Consider the following 22,579-nt stretch of genomic DNA (forward strand, 5'->3'; position numbering starts at 1 on the left):
ATTAATTCGTTATGATATCAAATTCCGAATATCCCGCCACATTGTCATTACTACTGTTCGCCTTGGCTCTCAGCCTCACATAACGGGCTTTCACCGGGGCGAACTCCACGGTATGCCACGCTGCGGGGTTATTGCGGATGTTAGAGAATTCGCCTTCAGTCACTTTCCGCCAGTTACTGCCGTTGTCAGATACGTAAAATTCATAAAATGTGATGAAGCCTGAGGCGAAAAGGGCGCTTTGGTCGGGCAGATAGCGGAAGCCGCGCATCTCCACTTTCTCGCCGAGGTCAATCGTCAAGTCAGCAGGCATCGCTCCGCGCTGATGCCAGTTGCTGCCGTGATTACCGTCAATAGCCCATACTGCATTACGGTCGGCAGAGATTACTGCCCACTTCTTGTGTGAGATATCAAATGACTCCGCACTTATGGCACTCTCCCTGCCAGTTGTTTCATCGACGGAAATCGCTTTTACGCTTACCCTACCCTCTGTCGGTACAGGACCAGTGTATCGCCGCGACGAACGTGTGGGTACCGTTCCATCAAGCGTGTAGAATACCGCCGACTCATGGTCTGATGGAATGATCACCACCTCGCCATCCTTACCTCTCGTCACTGCCGGAGCATGGAGAATCTGCGGAGCATTGTATAACTCTACATTAGATAAAAGTGGCGTGCCATCGCTGTCATCTATGCTGATGCGCAGCGCATCCGCCTTCACCGTGCCAAATCTCAGTATTCGCTTATATCCGATGGTCGTCTCGCGAGCCAATTCCTTCCACTCTTGCTTAGGCAAATGTCCGTCAACGGCTGCATTGCTGACAAGAGCTTCTACCTTGAATGATTTCACTCTCTGTCCCAGCTGTATATACTCCTGAATGAGCAGTCTGTTTACAGTTGTCGGTCTCTTGAACTTCAGAGTGATGGCGACGGGTTTCTTACCGTCTGCTGCCGTCCAATAAGTGTCGGCCTTGCCATCGATGGCTTTTGCCGCGCTGTATTTTGAACTAAGCTCGCTGTCGGCTGTCGCCTTTGTCTTTCGTGCAAGATTATCTGCAAAGGTCTGGTCGAGCGTTACCTTCAGTTCCTTCATTGCTTTGACATCGTTCTCATGAATGAGTCCGCGGCGGTCTATTGGAAAGTTGAGTAGCCATGTAGCGTTGCGCCCCACGGAATTATAGTATATGTTGAGCAGTTGCGACAGTGACTTTACTTTTGAGTCCTCATACGTATGGTAAAACCATCCAGGACGTATCGACACGTTCACCTCGCCCGGTACCCAGTCCGTTCCCATCTCTCGTCCAAAACGCAGCACATCCGTATCTGCTGTACCCGGCACAAACTCATGAGCGTCAAATCGGCTCCAGTTGGTTTCACCTATAGAACCTCCCTCATTACCGCACCAGCGGATGTCAGGTCCTGCCTCGTTCCATATTATCGCATTCGGTTGTAGCTTGCGTATCAGCTCTATTGTTCCCGGCCAATCGTAATATGTCGCACGGTCTATCACGCGATTCTCCCTCGCTCCACCGTAATATCCCCATCCACCGTTGGCCCCGTCGAACCATACTTCAAACACGTCGCCATAATTGGTCAATAGCTCCGTCAACTGGTTGCGGAAGTATTCCACGTAAGAGGGGCGTCCATAATCGGCTCGGTTTCGATCCCACGGCGAGAGATACACTCCGAACTTCAATCCGAACTCCCGACAAGCATCCGACAGTTCCCTTACCAAATCGCCCCGTCCCTCGCGCCATGGCGAGTTCTTCACCGAGTATTCGGTATACTTCGACGGCCACAGGCAGAATCCGTCGTGATGTTTCGCCGTAAGTATCACCCCCTTCAGCCCCGACTCCTTGCATACCCGCGCCCACTGTCGGCAATCTAACTCCGTGGGGTTAAAGAGTTTCGGATCGTTACTTCCGTCACCCCACTCCTGGTCGGTATAAGTGTTTATCGAGAAATGGATGAAGGCATACTGCTCCATCCGCTGCCACTCCAATTGCATGGTGTTGGGAACAGGGCCTACAGCTTCCAATCCGCTCTGGGCATACACACTTCCGCTCGCTATAGCCATCATAGCGATGGCGGTCAATAAGAAAACTTTCCTGCGTATCATTCTTTTTATAGTTTTTGATAACTATTTACTTCTCACTGCGAAGTACTTCACCACACCCTTATAGCAGCATTCTACCATGCCATCCTTAGAAGCAGAGGGCTGAGTTATCTTTATGCTCACCTCGGGTGATGTAGCTTTCGCTGTAATTACCGGATTTCGAGAAGTGTCCGTTGCATCAACTTGCACCAAATAATGATTATACCCAGTAATACCATTTTCAGCCGTTGAACGCACTGGATACTTCGGCATTTCAGCCGCTTTACCATCCACATAGATTTGTACTTCAGGAGCGATGTGGCGAATCAGTTTCTGATATTTACTGCCAAACCCTAGACCGATGAAATCATAAAGTGCTGTATGAGGTTTCCCTTCAGCCACCAAATAGATAGCATGCTTGCCCTTCAAACCATCCACATAAGAAGAGACATCCAATGTAAACTCTTGTATAGAAGAGGCAGAACCGGCAGGCACCTCTATCTCACCCAGTTTGCGTCCTTTCCATGCAGCGTTGTCCCAAGGACCATCTATCCACACACTCACCTTGAAGCCATCCTTCACCAAAGGAGCCAAGAAGATACTGAGCTTAGTCTGATTTCCTTTGCGAGTACCCGCAAAAGCCTTGAGTCCCAATTTATCTTTTTTGAGCCCACCAAATCCAAAATACTTATAACCAATGACATCACCATGTTTCACGTTGGTACAAGGAGCATGGTTATCCCAAATATCCCAAGAGTCTTGCATGGTTTGCCCATTACTCAAATAGCAAGCATATCCGGCTGAATAAAATTGGTAAGGGTCCAGACCAAAGATATTAAAGCCCTCAGAGGTCACCTCGGCTCCTCGATAGGAATCACCATTGCTGGCCATTGCACTCCACTCCTTATTTTTAGCATATGGATCAAAAGCCGTAATCACCACTTTTCCACCATCAGCCACCGAACGCTTATCACATTCTATGTTGATGGGAGCCACCATACTCTGACGCGCGTTACCAAAACCACGAGGAGGACGATGATAAAACACATACCATTGCCCATTAATCTGTTCAATGCTGCCATGCGTATTGTGCCCGGCATTGGTTGTCTGCAGAGCATTACCCTCTTTGTTCAATACCGGTGCGCGAGAATCCACCAGCACGCCACCAGCCCTCCATGGTCCCAGCGGAGTATCACCATAAGCATAGCGGAGCGATGAGTTGGTACTACCCAAGCCATAATCAGGACCTGAATAACCACTGTATATCATCAAATACTTATTGCCCACCTTACGGATAGAGGAAGCCTCGAAGAAATTGAATCGCCCCAAGTCTTCCCCCTGATAAATATAAGGAGATTCCTTGTCAGATTCTCTACGCAACTCGCCATAACGGGTACTGGCAGGAATCAATGATTTCACTACCTCCGTACCAGGACGAACTGTACACATGGTGTTTTGGTCAAGCTCAGCTACCGATGATTTTTGAAAGCCCCAATAGGCGTAAGCCCTGAATCCAACCTCATAATCAGGATCCTTGGGATCAGTCACATACTCCACATACACCGATGGGTCAAATCCAATCACGCTACCTTCAGTAGTACGTGTTCCGTCAGCCGTCAGGTTAATGGGCGTAAAAGGACCATCAGGACGACTTCCTTTGGCCACCATCGCCACACGCCCACGACCACAACTATGTGGATACAGGTAATATTCCTTAATTCCATCCTTGCGTTTCACTTCCACAAGGTCAGGGGCAAACATCACATCCCATTTACCATCAACTTTATACGTAAAAATAGGACCTTCATCACGCCAATTCGTCAAATCATCCACGGCAGCAGACCACGCATGGATATCAGCACCACAATAACCCGTAAATCTTACATCATGAGACCCTATGATATATACCCGATATTTACCGGGTTGATCGGGATCTTCAAAGACATGAGGCTCTCCATCAGGCAAATGCTCCCACAGGGGCAGATAAGGATTTGCATTCTGAGCCACTACACACATGGGAACTGTCAAGAACCATGTAATCAATACTACAAATATCGCATTTATTCTTCTCATTGGATTTAATAATAAATTATAGATTGTTCAAAATAAATCTTGTTCACTACAGATAATCGCTCCTATAGCACTAACACCTTCCACCGCCAGACGATACCGTGAAGAAGAATCAGCCGTATAGAAAGATATATGCGCCTCGCCATGTTCGTCTGTTGTTACAGCCGGATTCCAATAGATAGTAGAGCGCAAATCGGGCTTGGTTGATTTGAGTTTTTCGGGAGTATCATAGACCGGAGAGTAAAACTCTACAGACTGCTGATAGCCGATGGGGCGCACTATAGCCATATTATTATTCACCGTATTTTTTTCTACAAAACCTCTACGGGTATTGATAACAATGGCTCCATTGGCACCCCGACCGCCAAAGACAGGTCCCACCGTGGTAGGGGGAGCAAAAAACAAGTCACCCACATCATCAGGTATCAACCGTTCATAATCAAAATTCTCCTCAGGCATATTATCCAATATTACCAATGTAGGCTGTCCGCGATAGGTTACTTCCGAACCTATCACCGCCACACCCGGCAACAGACGAACCATATCAAGCACAGAACTGAAGTTTCCTTTTTCTATGTCTTTCCGTGAAATGACTCTGGACACATTGGCCGAATAATAGGGAGAGTCACCAGCTGTATTACTTTTACGACGGGCCGTGACCAATATTTCACCCAAGTTATACACACGCATTCCATTCTCCAACGTATATTTTTGATCCATTTTCATCACATAATTACGCTCGGCAAGCAGAGGTGTACGTGGCTGTAATAGTTTCAATTGCGGTTGTGCAGGAGAAATGACAGAATCAAGTGTCAAGAAAACACCTGCACTTCCTCGTTTGGATTTAAGTGCTTGAATGATGTATTTGGTACGTTCCGGATATTCCATTTGGTCGAAACTGAAATAACCATCCTTATCCGGGATTGCTACATGAGTACCCAACAATGAATCTCGGATGGCCAAGAGTGTCAGATTAGCATCTTTCAGTCCTTTGAGAAAGCCTTCTACCCTACCCTTCACCACATCGCTGGTTTCAAGCGGATAGGATAGTTTTTCCGTAACATTTCCTTTCACCACTTCAGGGATATTATATCTTCTCCAACCTTGAGTCATCATGAGTAAATCCAACTGATGTGACTGTAATTTATTCCCTTGAAAATAAGAAAGAGGTTGCTCGATATAACCACGTAAATCAGAAGTCAGCAACAAATCGGAAAGGATGTTCTGCGTTGAGTCAGGCTTCACATCATGGCCATCCACCACGGACAAAGAAAAGTTACCTTTCAACGGATGTCCTAACGCATCTTTCAACGTAAGTGCTAAATTCACTTTTTGTCGAGGCTCATAAGCAGGCTTGTCTGTTGCAGCAGTGAGGTCAGCCTTCACATCAGCACGCATATTAAAGACCAGTCGTTCACTGACTATGTTCTTTTTATCATCAATCAGCATCAAATGCGTGATACCGGCAGGAAAGAAACTACGCTCGAATGTAATTTTTGGCTGGTTATAATCCCAAGGGTTTGCATATAAAACCAGCCCTCTGAGCTGCGCTACCAGAGTCAACGGACGTTGCCTAGATTCAGCAGCAGGCTGTAATAAAGACAACCGCAAAAAATCGCCAGTCCAACGAGCAGCCAGTCCGACAGCGTATTACAACCCACGATAGCAGAACCTCCTTCGGGGAAAAAGCTGACAGCAAAACGAGTGGTATCTGTAGGAAGAGACAGGAAGCGACTGGCTACCTTGTTATTATATACCGTTTGAAGCAGAAAAGTACGTTGTTCATTCACCTCCCACTTACGGAAAGCAAATTTTGCCACACCGTCACGAAACTTTAAGCGAATGCCATCCTCCTCAAGCGTACCTTTCGGAAAGATAGTAGCTTCCTGTGGAACTAACGTATCTGCATATCCTACAGAACTAAAATGAATGACAGTAGCCACACTGCTACCTTGTTCTATCAGCCGGACATGAGGAGTAAGATCTTGCGTAGCCGGCGTAGAGATAAGCACCTGTTTATGAGCGAAATAATCCGTTCCTACATTACGCATAAATTGCGTGTAAGCCCGAAGGGTATAATACCCTTCAGGCAGTTCTTCTTGAACATCAAAATAACCATGGAAATAACCCAAAGAATCGGGCCTCAACTTGATACGCTTCACGAGTTGTGCGGCAGGGTCAATCAACTCTACATACACATAACGACTCGCATTAGCTTGCTTCATCTGTAGCGCATCTACCAGATGGGTTCTAAACCAAATACGCTCACCTGCCAAGTAAGAAGGGCGGTCAGTATGAATGCTCATTTTCTCTTGCGGAAAACCAACCATCTCTTGTCCAAGATAGTAGAATATAGCATCCCGTAAAACCTGTTGCGCGCCAAGTGGTATACAGAGCATGAAGAGAAGCGTAAAAAGTGGAAGCCCTATTCTGTTCATAGTTATCAGTAATTTAATGCTTATAAAAACAATATGTCACGGCTTTCATTTAATAGTCGGTAACAGAACGACTATAAGGTGACTCATCGCCAAAGAGGTAGGCAGGCTTGTAACCACCGTAATCCACTACAATCTTTTCAAACACGGATGAGCTCAAAGCATTTGGCATAGAACTCATGGCCACCGTAGTTGGTGCCAAAGGCTTGCTTCACCCAGTTGGTGAGGCAAGGAGCCTCATCGTTAAAGAAGAGACCACGGTATTTCACGGCAGGTTCGCCAGCGGTATAGTTGCCACGCTCGATGGCGAGATTCTGCTGTTTCACCACAGGTACATCGGCCCACCAATACCAAGGTGATACACCAATCTGTTCCGACAATTCATAGGTTCCATAAATGGTGCCACGACGGTCACTCCCCACTATAACCAAAGCTTCTTCAACATCTTCAAAGGGCTGCTTGACACAGGTAATGAGATACTGTTCATTTTTACCCTGTAGCATCTTGACATCGAGCTTGTCGTTCTTAACAAGTTGCTGAATATACTTACTCTCTAAGCTACCTACCAAGATAAAACGATTCGTGCGAGGTGTAGAAAGCACTTCAGCTTGAGTACCGCTAACACGACGGAAATCCTCAGCCAGATTAGTCACGGCAATGTTGATACCTTTCTGATCGGCCGCATCCATGAGAATGGGCGTAGGTTTAGCATCTTGCAACAGCGTAAAGGCTCCGCTACGCAGCGTATTTGTAGTGATACCTGGGTGGTCGATAGCTAAGACAGGAAAAGCAATTGACATCCAAAGAGCACACAATAGTAATAACTGTTTTCTGTTCATGATTTATTGATTTTATTTTTAGGAAGATAGATTAATTATTAATAGGCATAAATTTAAAATGCCTAAAGGTAGCTTCACCTTCACCACAAACAAAAATGCCTGGTAAGACACTCATAAAGCCACCCAGCGTATTGTTATCAAAACCAGAAACTTCCATTCCCCAAGCATCTCGCTTCCAAGTCTTGCCATCAAGGCTATAACTGCCTGAGATGGAGTTCCGGTCATTTTTTAGCCGAAGCCATACGCGTCGGGTAGCAGGATGTAAGCCGCGACCTGTAGCAACTGTACGACGATAAGAATAGCGCTTAGTTTGACTAATACCAGAGCCTACCATATATTGGTTATTGTACCAAACGACCAATCCTGCAATGGCTTTCCCACTTAATTCTATCTCTACCTCTAATTCATAAGAGTGACAACCAGCCACAAAAAGCAAAGGCGAAGAATGATAAGGACTATCTCCTTTGCCCTTGATAGTAACAGATTCACCATAATTCGAATAGCGACTAGCATCATAATCTTGGTAAAAACGCCATTCTTTTCCAACCCTAAACTCTGATAGATGCTGATACATACTATAATCCTTGAGTGGCATACGCTCCAGTTGCTTCATCGCTTTACCAATGGAACATTTTCCTTTTTTCAGCCTCAGCCATCCATCTGAAGTCATTTCTAAAGGTTCTATTAAAGTTTGACGTCCTAGATTGACATAGTCTTTTTCATAAGCATGATAAACTATATACCATTCACCTTGCGGAGTATCTATGAGTGAACCATGCCCCTTGTTCCACCACTTCTCCTCATAGTTCCAAGTATGTACTACTGGGTTATAAGGTGAATTTTCCCATGGACCATTGATGGATTTAGATCGAGCCAACACGGACATATGAGCTGTAGGCGGTCCCATGGTACCTCCCTGTGCACACATCAAATAGTAATAGTCACCAATGCGCCTTACCTTAGGAGCTTCTAATCCAAAGCCAGTCACCACCCAATCCTCAGGAAAAGTCCAACCTTCGTATACCTTTTCAACGGGTCCATCTATAGCTAAGCCATCATCTCTTAACTTAACTCGATGCCCACCGCTTAGGAATAGCCAGCGCTTACCTTCTTTATCAACCGCATGACCAGGATCGATGTGTTTCACATGGAGATTAATAGGATTACTCCAAGGTCCAAAGGGTGAATTAGCCCAGACTACATAATTACCCCCACTCGGCTGACCAGCTACAGTAAAATATATATAATATTTATCACCACACTTTGTAATATCCGGAGCCCAAACAGAACCCAAACGCTCTTTCAACGCATAGCTGACTGGAGTCCAGTGAAGCAAATCTGTAGAATGAAGTACAGTCAAGCCGGGTAGATAATCAAACGAAGAATGCGTCATATAGTAATCATTACCATCCCGCATAATCGAAGGATCTGCGTAATCGCCCCGAAGAATGGGTATCAGCTTATCATTTGTTTGACCAATAGAAGTAGTAGGCTGTGCCTCTACAGAAGAACAAACAAAAAAATAACACAAGAGGTACCAAATCATATTCAATTGATAATGCATAACTATTATGTTTAGATTAGAAAGACGAAAAGGGCTATATAGATATAATACACAAGTTGCTTAATAGATAATACGGTACAGCCCTGCGCCATGTCGTTTGATTTTTTGGCTAAAGCTACCCTTGAACTTGCCAAGATCTTTGTGTTGCCAAAGGTCGCGCACTTTCACCTTCTTCTTAAAGCCCAGTTGGGTGAGGTCGATGCTTATTTCAGATACGATAGCGTCACTCGATTCCTTGCCTTGCGCATTGAAGAAAGCTACATACTTGTCCTTACTACCCGGAATGTCAGCCACCCACACAATGAGGTTATTCTCACGAGAGAATTGGCGGTTGTTGGTGCTCTGCTGGTTGACCTTTAGCATCTCGGGGTTAGTAAGCAACTCCTTAGTGAAGTCATCAAGACGAGTCATATCACCACCAAAAATCAATGGAGAACGACCGATAGTCCAAAGGCTCATCAAGGTGTATTGTTCATTAGGAGTGAAGCGGGTGGTACGACCAAAGCTCACATAGCCAATGGGCAACATGTCCGCATCAGGAAAATGCCCCTCGCCACGATAAGGAGTCCACACATCAAGGCGCTCAAACATGGCATAGAGATGGTCCCATTTGTCCCAGAAGTCGTCAGTAATGCGCCATTGATTTGCATGGTTCATCACATGACTACCCATTTTCACAGGCGTAGCGCCGGGAGAAAGGCTCAACACAATCTCACGACCTGTTTTGTCGATGGCCTTGCGAATGGCTTCTATCTCAGCCTGCTGAATCTCACTGTACGGACGAGAAATATCATCCACCTTAATGAAGTCCACTCCCCAATCGGCGTACATCTGGATGATAGACTGATAGTAGGCCTGTCCTTCAGGTTTGGTAGCATCCACTCCATACATATCAGGGTTCCAATGGCAGATAGACTTAGTAATGGCAATGTCCTGTGCCTTGACGTTAGTTCCCAATACAGGAGTGTTCTGTTCTACAGCTTGTTTGGGAATACCGCGCATGATGTGGATACCGAACTTCAGGCCTTTACTGTGTACATAATCGGCCAGCGGCTTGAAGCCCTTGCCACCCGCTGCCGAGGGGAATTTCTTTAACCCGGGTGTGAGGCGTCCATATTCATCCATAGTGAGCTTGGCACCTTTTTTATATGAATGTCCCTTTGAATTGGGTTCATACCACTGGATATCAACTGTAAAATACTTATAGCCACTGGGCAGCAAGTACCGAGCCATGGCGTCAGCCTGTTCCTTGGCTTGCTGCTCGGTGACGGTAGTACCGAAAATGTCCCACGAGTTCCAGCCCAGCACTGGTCGGGGAGCATATTTCCAATATTTTTGATTAGATTGCGCTTGTGCACTTTGATAGGCCATCTGCATGCAGAAGACCATCAATAAAACGAATATTTTTTTCATTCTATTCTCTTTTTAGAGTTTCTAAAAAAAACCAAGTCATATAATATAATTCAAGTTCCGTAAGCCCTTTGTAACATCATTAATTCATTGAGCCAAGAAGATTACACAAGAACTTGCGAAACTTGAATTTAAAATTACTAACGTTCAATGCGAATAGCATGAATATTACGGGGACCGATCTGTGCGCCATTCACCTGTGTTATCTGTAGACATAGCAATTGATTATCATCAAAGCCATTATCCACAACATTAACAAGTATTGCTTTACTCACTTCACCCGGAGCAAAAGATATTTCATCGACCATTGTGTAATCAATGCAGGGACGAGCATCACCTGCTACGGCCTTAACCTTTACAGAAATAGCCTTTGAGGAAGGAGAACTTAGTTTGACAAAAACGATATGCTGGCCTAATGCCACACAATCGGTAACAGGTTTTGAGAAGCTCACGCATACGCCCTTCGACAGTTTCCACTCTTCATTCCATCCATAGCTTGTAGGAGGATATACTGCGAATGCCCCTAAATCCTGGCCAAGCTTACCGGCCCCGATAGCCGGACTACCACTCTTCAACGTAAAATCGCCATTGTCTGGGTTGGCAAACATAGGGTCACCCGTAGGTCCATTAATACCACCCTGTTGCTCTACAAGATAGCTTGCAGGTTTCTTTTGGTTCAGATAATTCAAGCAATTATTACCGTTATTCTGTGTAGTCCCCCAAAGGTTGTATTCAAAGATATGCGGACCACATGCGGCAGCTGTTTCATCAAACGAAAAGCTATAATCCTTACAGAGGTATGCTATGTTGTTACGAACGACAGCACGCCATGACTTCGACATGAAAAAGCCTATACTAGCTTTATATGCAATGTTATTGATCAAACGTTCATCCTCGGTATACCCCGTCTCATATCTAGCTGTTTCGAAAGCAGGACCATTAATTTTATAACCTATATTTTCTTGAATGATATTACGTTTGCAGCGTGACTCGTCAAAGATAAACGTCCCTGCGTCATAACCAAGATTACGAAGAATGATATTATCACTACCATTACGGTCGGCCCAAAACAACGAACGACCTTTCGTAGAATAATTAAAAGCAATCAGATTGTTCGAGTCAAATTCCATCTCGTCACCTAGTGTGATATTAGTAGTGAACGATGAGCCTTCACCTGCCCATCCACGAGCCTTCCCTTTGAATTCAATAAAAGTATTGTTTGCCAACAGGTTGTTGTTGGACTCACGTCCCATACCAACACCATCGCCATATGTAGCCTTAAAATAGTTATTGCAAATCACATTATCGGATGAATTGTATAGACGAATCAATGAGATGCCGGTATTCACAATCTTATCATTACCTATGTCTTCGAAATGATTATTGATAACCACACAATGATTAGCTTCCTTCATTTCAAAAGTCCATCCAGAATAATAATAACTCTTAAATGTGAATCCTTCAACCCATATATAGCTGCGCTGATAGAGGTTAAACACCGGCGTTCCATCAGTAGTAAACTGCTTGCCGGGATGTTTGATGGTCACCTTATCATTGTCCGAAAGAGGTTTAAACACAATCATTGCTTCGGCAGTACCAGAAGTAATGGGAGTAATATTTTCCTCAAAATAAGTCCCTCCGGCAATCAATACCGTGTCACCGGCTTCCACTTTGAGTGCAGCATCCGATATTTTTTTAAACGGTTTTTCCAACGATCCGTCAGGCTTTTCCTGCGAATCAGAAGGTGACACATAAAGACGTCGATATAGTTTCACGTCTATGCCATCGGCAAGCTGATTCAAGGTGAGGGATACCTGATTGCCTGTAGCTTTAGATATCAGATTAATGCTTTGACTACGTTTTTCACCGGTTGTGTTGGCAGCACATTGAATCGTGACTATCGTCTGACCTTCGCCTATAGCTTTGCCGCCGACATTGGCAGATAGACTTGAAATAAAAGAATTGTCGTTCGATTCATATTCTATCTCCCATTCCGTATTATTCCAATCAATGGTTACATTCACCGATCCACCTGTAGATGGTACATCCACACTTTCACCAACAAATACAGCACTCTGATGACCCAATACAATCTCGTTGAGTTCCTCATTATTATCCGAACAAGCGGCGAATGATAATACCGCAATCAATCCTAATAGATAAAAATATTTCATACATTATTATTCTAAAATAAAACTCTGCATCTCTTAATTCTGTTTCAACCCATTGACATATCCTTCATATATCAATTTGCGATTATAATCCAGATCCCAAATACCAACAGGCTGTCCGCCACGCCATCCTGATGTTACAGGCGCATCCGTCTGACACCATTGTGTAATTCCATAACGTTGTGGCTGAGGAATTATTTCGAAATACTTCTTAATAATAAACGTATAGAAATCGGCCATCTTGCGATGTTGCTCTTCTGTAACATCGGCAGTCATAATATCAGTTCCATCTTCAGCCACTAAGCCCATATCCAATTCGGATATCTTGACGAGTTTACCAGTCGCTGCAAGTTTCGTGAACATATTTTCTATCGAAGCCTCAAACTCTACCTGCTTGGCCGCATCTAGATAGTAACTTACATGCATTTGCGTAGCAATACCATCCACACCACGGCTATTGGGGAACTTTTGCGCATAGGTATCATCGATATATTTCACATAATCCAAGAATCCTTGCAATTTCTTGCTACCTATACCCTCCAGTCCATATTCATTAACAAATAGTTTGATATCTTCACCGCCATGCTTACGAGCAAATTCAAGAGCTTTCACTGCATAATCTTTACCGAGGAAGTCTTGCCAATAAAAATTGGAGTTTTGGGTATTATCCTTATTCACATCCACTCCATCTTTCATGCCAGTCTTCAGTTGGGTCGGATCAGGCCAATCCTGCATGGGTTCGTTCAGTAGTTCCCATGTTTTCACGTAACCGCCACAGGCATCGATCATACCTGCCATCCAACGTTCCAGCGCATCGCTCAGAATCCGCACTTTCTCTTGTGGGTCCTTCACTATAGTTTGATCACCGGTAGTGATACTCCAATCCATTGTGATGTTGTCGATGTAATAATTGCCCGTTCCGGTTTCAGAGCCTAAAAGAAGTGTAAATTCGGTCAATTCCTTTTGTTCTTCAGTCAAATTCAAATCGGACATATTGATTTTGATTAATCCTCTGCCCCATTTTCCATCGGGACAACCAAAACCGGCTGGGGTATTAAATTTCTTCGATGGAGAGTTCTCGTTAATACCGAATCTCATACCGGAACCTGTTTGACCCTTATTCCAATTCCCTCGGAAATCAACTGATAAAGTGAGGTAATCTCCCAGTTTCGTACCTTCAGGCAACGTTACCTCAAACTTTGGATAAGAGCGTTGAGCAGCTACTTCATCGTTACCTACATGCAACACACTGCCCGATTCATTATCAGGATCGGCCTCTACAATTGCACTACTATTACCGGTCATCGGGTAAGATACACCCACATTGTCGCTTTCAAAGTCGATGATATACTTACCCGATTTATGCTCTCCGGGAATAAATTCAGGTTCTATCAAGCTATAGAGATAGTCCTTGCGTGTTTGCGCATGCCAGCAAAGCACATGTCCATAGACCGACATATTCGACCGCTCGGCCAATTGTACAAAGTTCTTCACCCTCGTAAAGTCCATTGTGCCGTCCGACTGAACTACCGAGCCATACTTCATGGCATTGCCGGCTGTCATTTCATCAAAATTAGAGCGAGTCAACGTGTACACGATGTCTTGCTTTAAGAAATTTGCGGCATTTACACCAGTACCCAGCTTAAAGTCAGGGTCGGTAGTGCGATTCACATAGCTTTTCAAGGGAGCTAACGAGTTCAGATAGTCACCCGGCTGAGTAAGTAATAGAGGTATACGTTCTTTATTAGCCTCTGCCACCAGATAGATTGATTGTGAGCGATTTTTACCTGTGGGATTGTCCAAACATCGTATCGTCACAGCAGTTTGTCCACTACCCGATAAGCTACCTCCAGCACTTTGCGACAAACTTGATACGACTGCATTCTCTTGCTCGTCATATTCTATTCGCCACGTTGTATTGCTCCAATTGACAGTAGCAACCACATCACCACCTGTCGTAGAAACCATCAAGCCCTCTTCGGCAAAAAACAAACTCTGAGATCCGCCCGATTCGTCCATCACATCCTTGTCGTCATCAGTACAGGAAAGCACCATAAATGACAAGAGAAACATAGCTATAAGCGATTTTGTATTGTTCATAATCAGCTTTTAAGTTTAAAAATATACCACTACCCGAGGTTTGCCATTGTCCATAGCCACCCCGGTGTAGCGGTTAAGTTGTTATTTGCTACTATTTACCACCATTTGGAGTCACTTCCTTGATCTTCATCAGGTTTTCGCGTATCCAAGTCGCGCGACACTGACAAGCCTCCCTTCATATTATATTCTATTTCATAATTGGGTACACTTGTGTAGTCTACAAAATCAAAGTCAATATCTGATATTACAATATATGTATGCTTCAGATAGGTTTTAGTAGCGTCCATCTCCGATGACACTTTATAAGTAGGGGTAGAATAAGAATTGAACTTCAACTTCTCATTCTCAGCCCATATTTTCATTTTATAAAGATCTTTTTTAGAATCCACCTTATCTCCTGTGAATTGCAGGAACACTTTGTAGTTGATTCTATCCTCGTAATCCTCGGTACGCTGACCTGCGTAGAAGAAGACGATAGAGTCAGTCACTACATTAAGCTTAATTTCGGTCGAACTGAACTTAATATCCGATTCACCTGCCATCGTGCCCAAAAGGCTCGATCCGGAAAAACGTCCTGAAAACTCATTAAAGAGAATCGGACGAAGCACCGCCGTACGATAGTACTTGCGCGGGTTTACAGCGTAAGTGCCGTTAGCATCCTCGCATACCTTTAGGGGCAACGCCCATTTTTGCGAATCATCGAGGCCGTCCAACGAAAATTCAATCGGAAGTAAAGCATGGCTCTGACCTGCCGGAATGGTTAATTCCTTCGGGAAAGAATAATACTTTTGAGGCAATTCCCTAAAGTAAAGTTCGGGGCGATTACCGAATTTCTCGAAATTGAGGATATCAAGTGTATCGTCGCGCAGGCTAAACGAAACTAAACGATCGTCGGTATTATCGGTCGATCCACTCACCAGTACGGGCAAATTGTACGTATATTTTGCGGAATTAGCATATCGCACATGCACATCCGTAACGCCCCATCCGCCCGGTTGAGTCTTAAAAGATATCAATTGTTTGAATTGCTCATCGGTCCATTCGTCATTGCATGAAGACAAAGTGCCACCTCCAATCAGTACTACAAGTAATAATTTATATATCGTTCTCATACTATGATATTATCGTTAAAAATAATTATATACATCAAGCGGGACGAAGCCACACTATATTTAATATCTCATCCCGGATTATTGCGGATAAGTCCAACCCGGATTTTGGGTAAGGCGCTTGTTACGTCGTAACTCATCATGATGGATAGGCCAAAACCACATCTTCTGTGAGAACGCACATGGGAAGCTCTGAATTGCGACAGGCACATAGAACAAGTCGCGCATCTTTTCCGTACATTGTGTGTTATAACCATATACAATGGTGGATTCCTCCACCTCGGCATCCAGCCATCGGCGTAAGTCGAAGTAACGATGTCCCTCAGCAAAGAGTTCGATCTGACGCTCACGTTTCAACTTATCGCGGAACAAAGCCGGTTCTGAATAAACAGCATCGGTATAGTCGTGTAAACCAGCACGGATACGGATAGGTTGAATACCCTTCTTCAATTCATCGGGTGTACGGCTAATACTGTAGGTCGTACTGCCATCCCACGATTTCACGTCATAGGAGACAGAAAGCTCGTTCAATGCTTCGGCATAAATTAAGAGGATTTCGGCATAACGCATGTCCGGAGTATATTTATTTCTGATACGACCTACGTCACTGTGAGCACCCACGATGTCATACGGACCAACATACTTCTTAATCCCAATGCCTGTTGCAAGTCCACCGCTCAGCTTACCGCGGTAATAGAACACCTGCACATCCGGTTCTTCATCAAGTGTTTCATCGTAATCAAGCATATGCCAGATAGAACCACTGTAAGCTACTGATGCATAGAAACGAGGCTCGCGATTGGCGAATTGCAAAGACACGTCATCGGGAATGTCACAATATTTATAGTTCTTGCGAACCTCCGACGACATATATCCGGTAAGGCGCTCCGTATCATCGGTATTCCGTCCTAACTCTTTGTCTTTACCCGGAGCATTGGTAGCGTCAGCCATATAGTAAGCATCAAGTTGCTTGATTGTCATACAATTGGTATTTCGACCTTTGGCTTCAGCTGGCATTTGGTTAAAAGTAAGCCTCCGTAGATTATTATCACCACTGCAATTCTGCAAGTGTGAGAAAATAAGTTCCTTATTCTGATTGGCCGCCAACTCACCATTGAATATCTGCCGATACGACTCCATGGGATCGATATTCATCCAGCCGTCGGGCCATGCCAAATTGGAGAACTTCTCATCATAAACCGGTTCAATAGTTGCTGGGAAAGCCAATGGATTGACAGCATCGGCCGTCGAACGGCGAGATGCGACATGCAGACTATACACTTGCAGGTTCATCACATCTTTGGCCGCAGCTGCCGCTTTTGCCCATTTCGATTCGTCTTTCTCTGTGGGAAGCAGACGCTTACCATCATAATCAATAAGCTGTGCGGCATAAGCTTCGGGAGCCTCGCCATTCATCAACGGACTGGCTGCATAAAGTAACACTCGTGCACGCAATCCCAAAGCAGCACCACGCGTGGGACGAGCAAGATCCTGAAGCGAACGCCGAAGAGGAAGATCGCGGGCAGATTTCAATAAGCACTCGTTGATATACTCCACACACTCGTCATAGGTGTTACGCGAGTGCGAGATTTCATCATAACTTTGTAAGTAATCCACCGGCTCTTTAAGCAACGGAATGGGACCAAACATACGAAGCAAATGCCAATAGTAATAAGCAACAAGAAAGTATGCTTGACCACGGAGGTCGGCACGTTCCACATCGTTAAACTGCATATTCCCATCAATGTACTGTAGAAATACTTGCGCCTGATTGATGCCTTTATAGCACAATTGCCATACCTGCTTACTGTTGTCGTTCAAGCCGCTTTCACCGTACGACCCGTTGCGCCAGCTACCATAACGGTTGCTTCCCCAATTATCACCGTAGGCCATATCGTCCGAAAAGTTAAAGGGACTTCCACCCTCCTGACTACATATTTCCTGCAAATGTTTATCACCATAGAAATTGTAAGCTCCGGCAAGCCATTCGTTGGTATAGTCGCGATTGGAGAAGATATCCTCGATGGTCATTCGCTCCTTGAAGAGGTAATCCGTATCCAAATAGTCGGCGCAACCCGTCAGTGCGGCACCTCCCGATAGGATAAGTGCCATCGTTGTTATTTTGAAGTATTTATTTGTTGTCATAATCATTACAAATTAATTGAAACACCTAAAGAATAAGATCTGTTGAGCGGATAGTTCTTACCATCGCTCGATCCCATTTCAGGATCCCACAAGTCGAATTTCGACCAGGTCAAGAGATTAGTTCCGATAAAGAAGAAACGCACACTGTTACAATGGATTTTTCTTACCACATTAGAGGGTAATGAATAACCTACATCCAATGTCTTCAAGCGGAGGTAAGAACCATCGCGCAACCAGAATGTCGAATTGCGATAGTTGTTACTATTACCGCCATACGACAAGCGGGGATAATCAGCATTGGGATCTTCCGTATCCATTGTACCAGAAATCTCGTGCGAAATCCAACGGTTACCCGAAGCCATAGCCGACAGGATATTCCCCCAGGCCGTATTATCATCACCGTTTACATTAGTAAACATCCACACACTTGAGCCATTAATGAAATAAGATGATTTACCTACGCCTTGGAAATGCACGTTTACATCGAAACCTTTCCACTTGGCCGTAACACCGAATCCATAGGTCAAGTTTGGCTTGGTGGTAGCACCGATAGCCACTTCATCTTCCGAGTTGATATTACCATCACCATTCACATCCTTATACTTGATATCGCCGGGCATTACATCTCCTTGGTTGGGCCAGTTACGGATTTCTTCATAATCCTTGAACAGTCCCAAAGCGATTAGTCCCTTGGCCTGATTTACGCGATGTCCTTTTTGCAAACGATACTCATATACATCCGACATTTCATCACGTTCTACGATTTCATTCTTGCTGACCGTCATATTGGCGCGCAGCGTCACGCTTACATCACCAAACTCCTTATTAAACGCAATGTTACCATCCATACCGTGCGCTTTCACCTCACCGACATTGGCCGAAGGATTGCTCTGCAAACCGACATAGTATGGCAAATAGTTGCGGCTCATATAGATACCTGTACGGTGCTCCTTAAAGTAGTCGATTGTACCTGTGAACATGTCATTGAAGATAGCGAAGTCGATACCTACATCCTGCTTGGTCGATACTTCCCAACTCACATCAGTAGATGCCAATTGGTCGTATTTTCTTCCTTCCCAGCCACGGCTATATCCGAAGTCTCCGGAATTGAATCCACCCATTGTATTCAGTGTATAGAGGTAGGGGAAACGCTGACCGATATTGTCGTTGCCTACCTTCCCCCAAGAGTATCGTACCTTAAAGAGGTCTAACCAAGGGAAGAGGCGCTTCATAAAGGGTTCCTCCGAAATGTTCCATGCGGCAGACGCGGCGGGGAAAAAGCCCCAACGATTATCTTTATGGAAGTTCTCCGAACCGGTAATACCAAAGTTGAAGTTTACATAGTAACGGTGCTTCCAGTTGTAGTCGAATCGTCCGGCAAAACCTTGGTTACGACGGTCTATACCATTCTGAATGTCTGAACCTACGTTTTGTGTCTTGATCTCGGCTTGCTGGTTATACTTCAGCACTGCATTCACATAATTGTTTGAAAAAAACACTCGTGAATAGTCGAATTGCCATTCAAGGAACTCCTTACGACTGCCATTCGAACCAGAAGTCTGTTCCATCTTCTTCTCCTCTACTATACGAGTAAACAGCAATTCACCATTCTCGTCACGGTAGTGCGGTGTAGCTCGATATTGATTGGGCCACTTGATGAAGTTCTTCCAGTTGGAATTGTAGGTGTCATAACCGAAACGAAACTTAAAGCTCAAGCCCTTGGTCAGGAAGTCGAGTTTCTGCTGCAGTTCAAGCGTACACTCCATATTGTTGTTCCAACTTTCGCGATAACCTGTCTGCGTAGCTTGCACCCAAGGGTTGAAACCGCCACCACCTTCATCCTTGTACGTAGGTACATATCCGTTGGAATACATGACAGGTACCAGAATGGGATTGTACCCCATAAGGGCATTCCAGATATTCCACGTACCTGTACCGGGATCTTTTTGAGTATCGAGTGCACCGGCTACGCCCAACTTCAGCAGCGTTGTTTTGGTGACATCAATATCTACATTCACACGGTAGTTCCATTTATTGTAGTTGGCATTGGTGTCGTAATCTTTCATCACAGCATCGGTCTTGTACAGACCCTGCTGACTCAAGAAGCTACCACCCACATAGTAGCGAGCCGTATTACCACCACCGGTCATACTGATCGATCCGCGTCCGCTCCACGATCCGTTGCGCATCATCACATCAAGCCAATCGACCGAAGGATACAGGTCGGGGTCGAGTTGCAGACGAAACATTTCCAACTCCTCGGGAGAGTAAAGGGGATCCTGATTACGTGTAATACGCGCCTCATTGGCCATACTTGCATATTGGTAACCATCGACAAAGTCGGGCAACTTGGTGGGTTGGTTATAGAATGTTTCCCCCTTCACATTGATGTTAATTTTACCGCTCTTACCGCGACGCGTAGTGATGAGCACCACACCATTGGCGCCACGACTACCGTAGATAGCTGTTTCGGAAGCATCTTTCAGCACCGAGAACGACTCGATATCCTCTACGTTAATCTCGTCAAGGTTGCGTTCGAATCCATCCACCAGTACCAAAGCCGATGCATTGGCGCCAAATGTCGAGATACTACGAATCCAGAATTCCGACGTACTGCCAGGTTTACCGCTTGTAGTAATAGCCTGTACACCGGGCACAACACCCGCCAGTGACGTCGAGATAGAGCCTCCGGGATTGGACTTCAACGATTCTACATTGACATTGGTGATAGCACCTGTCAAGTTTACTTTCTTCTTCAGACCAGTACCTGTAATCACCACCTCATCAATGATATTATTGACATCTTCCTTCATTACTAAGTCAATTTTAGACTTGTCCTTTACCTGAATTTCTTCTGTTGCGAAACCAACGTAGGTAAACACCAAAATACTGTAAGGTTTTACATTTTTAATAATATATTTTCCGTTGATATCTGTAATGGTACCCAAGCCGGGCTCATTTTTGATGCTTACGTTCACACCTATCAGAGGCTCGTTGTTCGTTCCATCTATCACTTTACCCGTAACTGTAAGGCTACCCTGCGCCATCATGCTCAGACAAGAAGTCAACAAGGCACATATAAATAGTAGTATTCTTTTCATATCTTATGGTTATGTTACGATTATTAATTATTCTTCCGGCGCAATTTTGCGTACGCGATGGTTGTCGCAGTCACCGATATAAAAACACTTACGTTTCATGTCGTAAGCGATACTGGTGGGATGATTGAAGAGTGCTTGAGAGCGAAGTTCTCCATCCACATAACCCCATTCACGGCTATTACCGCGACCAGCGTAGGTTGTCACACGACCTTCGGGTGTGAGAACACGAACAGTATGGCTATCACGATCGCAGAAGTAGAAGTCGTATTCATCCTCTTCGCCGGCATAAGCTTCATTCTTCACGAAAATACCTTGGTTTGGCCCCCACAACCGTGCACCTGTGCCCATTCCGTCAACCCATCCTGGGCTACTATGTTGTCCGCATACAATATAGGGAACAGCCAATTTTCCGGTTTCTCTATTATAATCCACACGATAGATGCAATGTTTGCCATTGTAGATGATGTAAGCCCAGTCACCTGTGGGATGCCAAACGATGTGGAAGTTTGAGCCTTTAGTATCCATCATTACCTCCTCTTCAGTCAACGTGCCTGTAGCCGGATCGTAAGATGATATCATAGCATGGTGATAACGTGTATAATAGATTTTTCCATTTTGGGGATGAACGGCACACGTCTTTGCTCCACGAGCATTACAAAGAGACAAACGTTCGGTAAACCCACTGGCACGGGTAAACAGATAAATACCGGTATTTGTATCCGAACTTTGATCGTCCACCACTACCATATCGCCATTAAGCGTAAAGTTCACATCTGCGCATTGCCCAATATTGGTAGTTTTGATATCTACATATTGATTCACGAAATCCACATGACGGAAAGCATCTCTCTGACCAACCCAATAGAGGTCATCATAATTGCTGTTAGGATCGAACATCATGCGCCAAATGTTGTCAAATGCACCACAATCGTCAAACGGACCGGCCAGCACATCCCATTTGGTATTGTTCTCATAAAGTTTGCCCAAGAAGGTGGTTACCACATAATTATATTGGTAATCAAACTTGGCTTCACACACACCGCTCTTCAGCTCAGCCTCGTCATCACCAACAACAGAGACTTTTACATCTCCTTCATAAGCTTTCGATGGACAAATGCAAAGCAACGATTCGCCCTTTACATTGATAACTTTGGCGGGATAGCCGCCAATCGTAACTTTTACTTTACTCACGTCGTTACCGAAATTTCGGCCATATACCACTACACGAGTCCCTTTACGCCCCTCGGTAGGCAGAAACTTCTCTACTACAATCTCCTCTTTAGGATTGAACGGAGTACCCGAATCCTGATTTACATCCAAGGTACTGCCCTTGTAACAAGAAGAAAAAAGGACTAAGCCCGCCACAAATAATGTCTTCTGCAGCAACGCTTTAGAAAATACATGTCGTCTTGTAACCTGTATCATACACTGTGAATTTTAAAATAGTTATTAATTTAAGTAACAATCAATAATTAGACAATCGAGCCGACTTAACTTGAATACGCTCGATATAATGTGTTATTCATCCGGACATAATAATTAT

General features: G+C 44.7%; 13 protein-coding genes. All 13 read right to left on the minus strand.

The window, feature by feature from the left end; translation table 11 throughout:
• Position 1 precedes the first annotated feature (1 nt).
• The gene (locus Bovatus_RS12295; protein WP_004297616.1) at positions 2 to 2,116 is read right to left on the minus strand and encodes an alpha-L-fucosidase; all 2,115 of its coding nucleotides are present in this window, start codon (positions 2,114 to 2,116) and stop codon (positions 2 to 4) included.
• 21 nt (positions 2,117 to 2,137) lie between these two features.
• Positions 2,138 to 4,108 (minus strand): hypothetical protein, encoded by a 1,971-nt coding sequence (locus Bovatus_RS12300; RefSeq protein WP_105096238.1) that lies wholly within the window; start codon positions 4,106 to 4,108, stop codon positions 2,138 to 2,140.
• 84 nt (positions 4,109 to 4,192) lie between these two features.
• The gene (locus tag Bovatus_RS12305; protein ID WP_224440849.1) at positions 4,193 to 5,767 is read right to left on the minus strand and encodes a Plug domain-containing protein; all 1,575 of its coding nucleotides are present in this window, start codon (positions 5,765 to 5,767) and stop codon (positions 4,193 to 4,195) included.
• A complete protein-coding gene (locus tag Bovatus_RS25670; protein ID WP_004297611.1) occupies positions 5,722 to 6,600 on the minus strand; it encodes an MG2 domain-containing protein in 879 nt (292 codons plus the stop codon). The genes Bovatus_RS12305 and Bovatus_RS25670 overlap by 46 nt, the downstream gene beginning before the upstream one ends.
• 137 nt (positions 6,601 to 6,737) lie before the next feature.
• The gene (locus Bovatus_RS12310; RefSeq protein ID WP_004297609.1) at positions 6,738 to 7,436 is read right to left on the minus strand and encodes a glycosyl hydrolase 115 family protein; all 699 of its coding nucleotides are present in this window, start codon (positions 7,434 to 7,436) and stop codon (positions 6,738 to 6,740) included.
• A gap of 31 nt (positions 7,437 to 7,467) precedes the next feature.
• Complete coding sequence (locus Bovatus_RS12315; protein WP_070275804.1) at positions 7,468 to 9,000, minus strand: family 43 glycosylhydrolase; 1,533 nt, start codon at positions 8,998 to 9,000, stop codon at positions 7,468 to 7,470.
• A 60-nt stretch (positions 9,001 to 9,060) separates the two neighbouring features.
• Positions 9,061 to 10,413 (minus strand): glycoside hydrolase family 27 protein, encoded by a 1,353-nt coding sequence (locus Bovatus_RS12320; protein ID WP_004297605.1) that lies wholly within the window; start codon positions 10,411 to 10,413, stop codon positions 9,061 to 9,063.
• A gap of 137 nt (positions 10,414 to 10,550) precedes the next feature.
• Positions 10,551 to 12,584: a right-handed parallel beta-helix repeat-containing protein gene (locus Bovatus_RS12325; RefSeq protein WP_004297606.1), complete on the minus strand. Its 2,034-nt coding sequence runs from the start codon at positions 12,582 to 12,584 to the stop codon at positions 10,551 to 10,553.
• A gap of 33 nt (positions 12,585 to 12,617) precedes the next feature.
• Positions 12,618 to 14,681: an endo-1,4-beta-xylanase gene (locus Bovatus_RS12330; RefSeq protein WP_105096237.1), complete on the minus strand. Its 2,064-nt coding sequence runs from the start codon at positions 14,679 to 14,681 to the stop codon at positions 12,618 to 12,620.
• A 95-nt stretch (positions 14,682 to 14,776) separates the two neighbouring features.
• Complete coding sequence (locus Bovatus_RS12335) at positions 14,777 to 15,793, minus strand: DUF4973 domain-containing protein (protein ID WP_004297739.1); 1,017 nt, start codon at positions 15,791 to 15,793, stop codon at positions 14,777 to 14,779.
• A gap of 78 nt (positions 15,794 to 15,871) precedes the next feature.
• The gene (locus Bovatus_RS12340) at positions 15,872 to 17,941 is read right to left on the minus strand and encodes a RagB/SusD family nutrient uptake outer membrane protein (RefSeq protein WP_004297738.1); all 2,070 of its coding nucleotides are present in this window, start codon (positions 17,939 to 17,941) and stop codon (positions 15,872 to 15,874) included.
• The gene (locus Bovatus_RS12345) at positions 17,941 to 21,036 is read right to left on the minus strand and encodes a SusC/RagA family TonB-linked outer membrane protein (protein WP_052587898.1); all 3,096 of its coding nucleotides are present in this window, start codon (positions 21,034 to 21,036) and stop codon (positions 17,941 to 17,943) included. The genes Bovatus_RS12340 and Bovatus_RS12345 overlap by 1 nt, the downstream gene beginning before the upstream one ends.
• Positions 21,037 to 21,063: 27 nt before the next feature.
• Positions 21,064 to 22,461 (minus strand): IPT/TIG domain-containing protein, encoded by a 1,398-nt coding sequence (locus tag Bovatus_RS12350; protein WP_004297735.1) that lies wholly within the window; start codon positions 22,459 to 22,461, stop codon positions 21,064 to 21,066.
• Between the last annotated feature and the right edge of the window lie 118 nt (positions 22,462 to 22,579).

This window comes from Bacteroides ovatus (genome assembly GCF_001314995.1).
GTDB lineage: Bacteria > Bacteroidota > Bacteroidia > Bacteroidales > Bacteroidaceae > Bacteroides > Bacteroides ovatus.

What these genes read in the sequence shown, in the direction of transcription:
- Bovatus_RS12295 (WP_004297616.1), bottom strand. Translation starts at nt 2,116, where the DNA reads ATGATACGCAGGAAAGTTTTCTTATTGACCGCCATCGCTATGATGGCT.
- Bovatus_RS12300 (WP_105096238.1), bottom strand. Translation starts at nt 4,108, where the DNA reads ATGTGTGTAGTGGCTCAGAATGCAAATCCTTATCTGCCCCTGTGGGAG.
- Bovatus_RS25670 (WP_004297611.1), bottom strand. Translation starts at nt 6,600, where the DNA reads ATGAACAGAATAGGGCTTCCACTTTTTACGCTTCTCTTCATGCTCTGT.
- Bovatus_RS12310 (WP_004297609.1), bottom strand. Translation starts at nt 7,436, where the DNA reads ATGAACAGAAAACAGTTATTACTATTGTGTGCTCTTTGGATGTCAATT.
- Bovatus_RS12315 (WP_070275804.1), bottom strand. Translation starts at nt 9,000, where the DNA reads ATGCATTATCAATTGAATATGATTTGGTACCTCTTGTGTTATTTTTTT.
- Bovatus_RS12320 (WP_004297605.1), bottom strand. Translation starts at nt 10,413, where the DNA reads ATGAAAAAAATATTCGTTTTATTGATGGTCTTCTGCATGCAGATGGCC.
- Bovatus_RS12325 (WP_004297606.1), bottom strand. Translation starts at nt 12,584, where the DNA reads ATGAAATATTTTTATCTATTAGGATTGATTGCGGTATTATCATTCGCC.
- Bovatus_RS12330 (WP_105096237.1), bottom strand. Translation starts at nt 14,681, where the DNA reads ATGAACAATACAAAATCGCTTATAGCTATGTTTCTCTTGTCATTTATG.
- Bovatus_RS12335 (WP_004297739.1), bottom strand. Translation starts at nt 15,793, where the DNA reads ATGAGAACGATATATAAATTATTACTTGTAGTACTGATTGGAGGTGGC.
- Bovatus_RS12340 (WP_004297738.1), bottom strand. Translation starts at nt 17,941, where the DNA reads ATGATTATGACAACAAATAAATACTTCAAAATAACAACGATGGCACTT.
- Bovatus_RS12345 (WP_052587898.1), bottom strand. Translation starts at nt 21,036, where the DNA reads ATGAAAAGAATACTACTATTTATATGTGCCTTGTTGACTTCTTGTCTG.
- Bovatus_RS12350 (WP_004297735.1), bottom strand. Translation starts at nt 22,461, where the DNA reads ATGATACAGGTTACAAGACGACATGTATTTTCTAAAGCGTTGCTGCAG.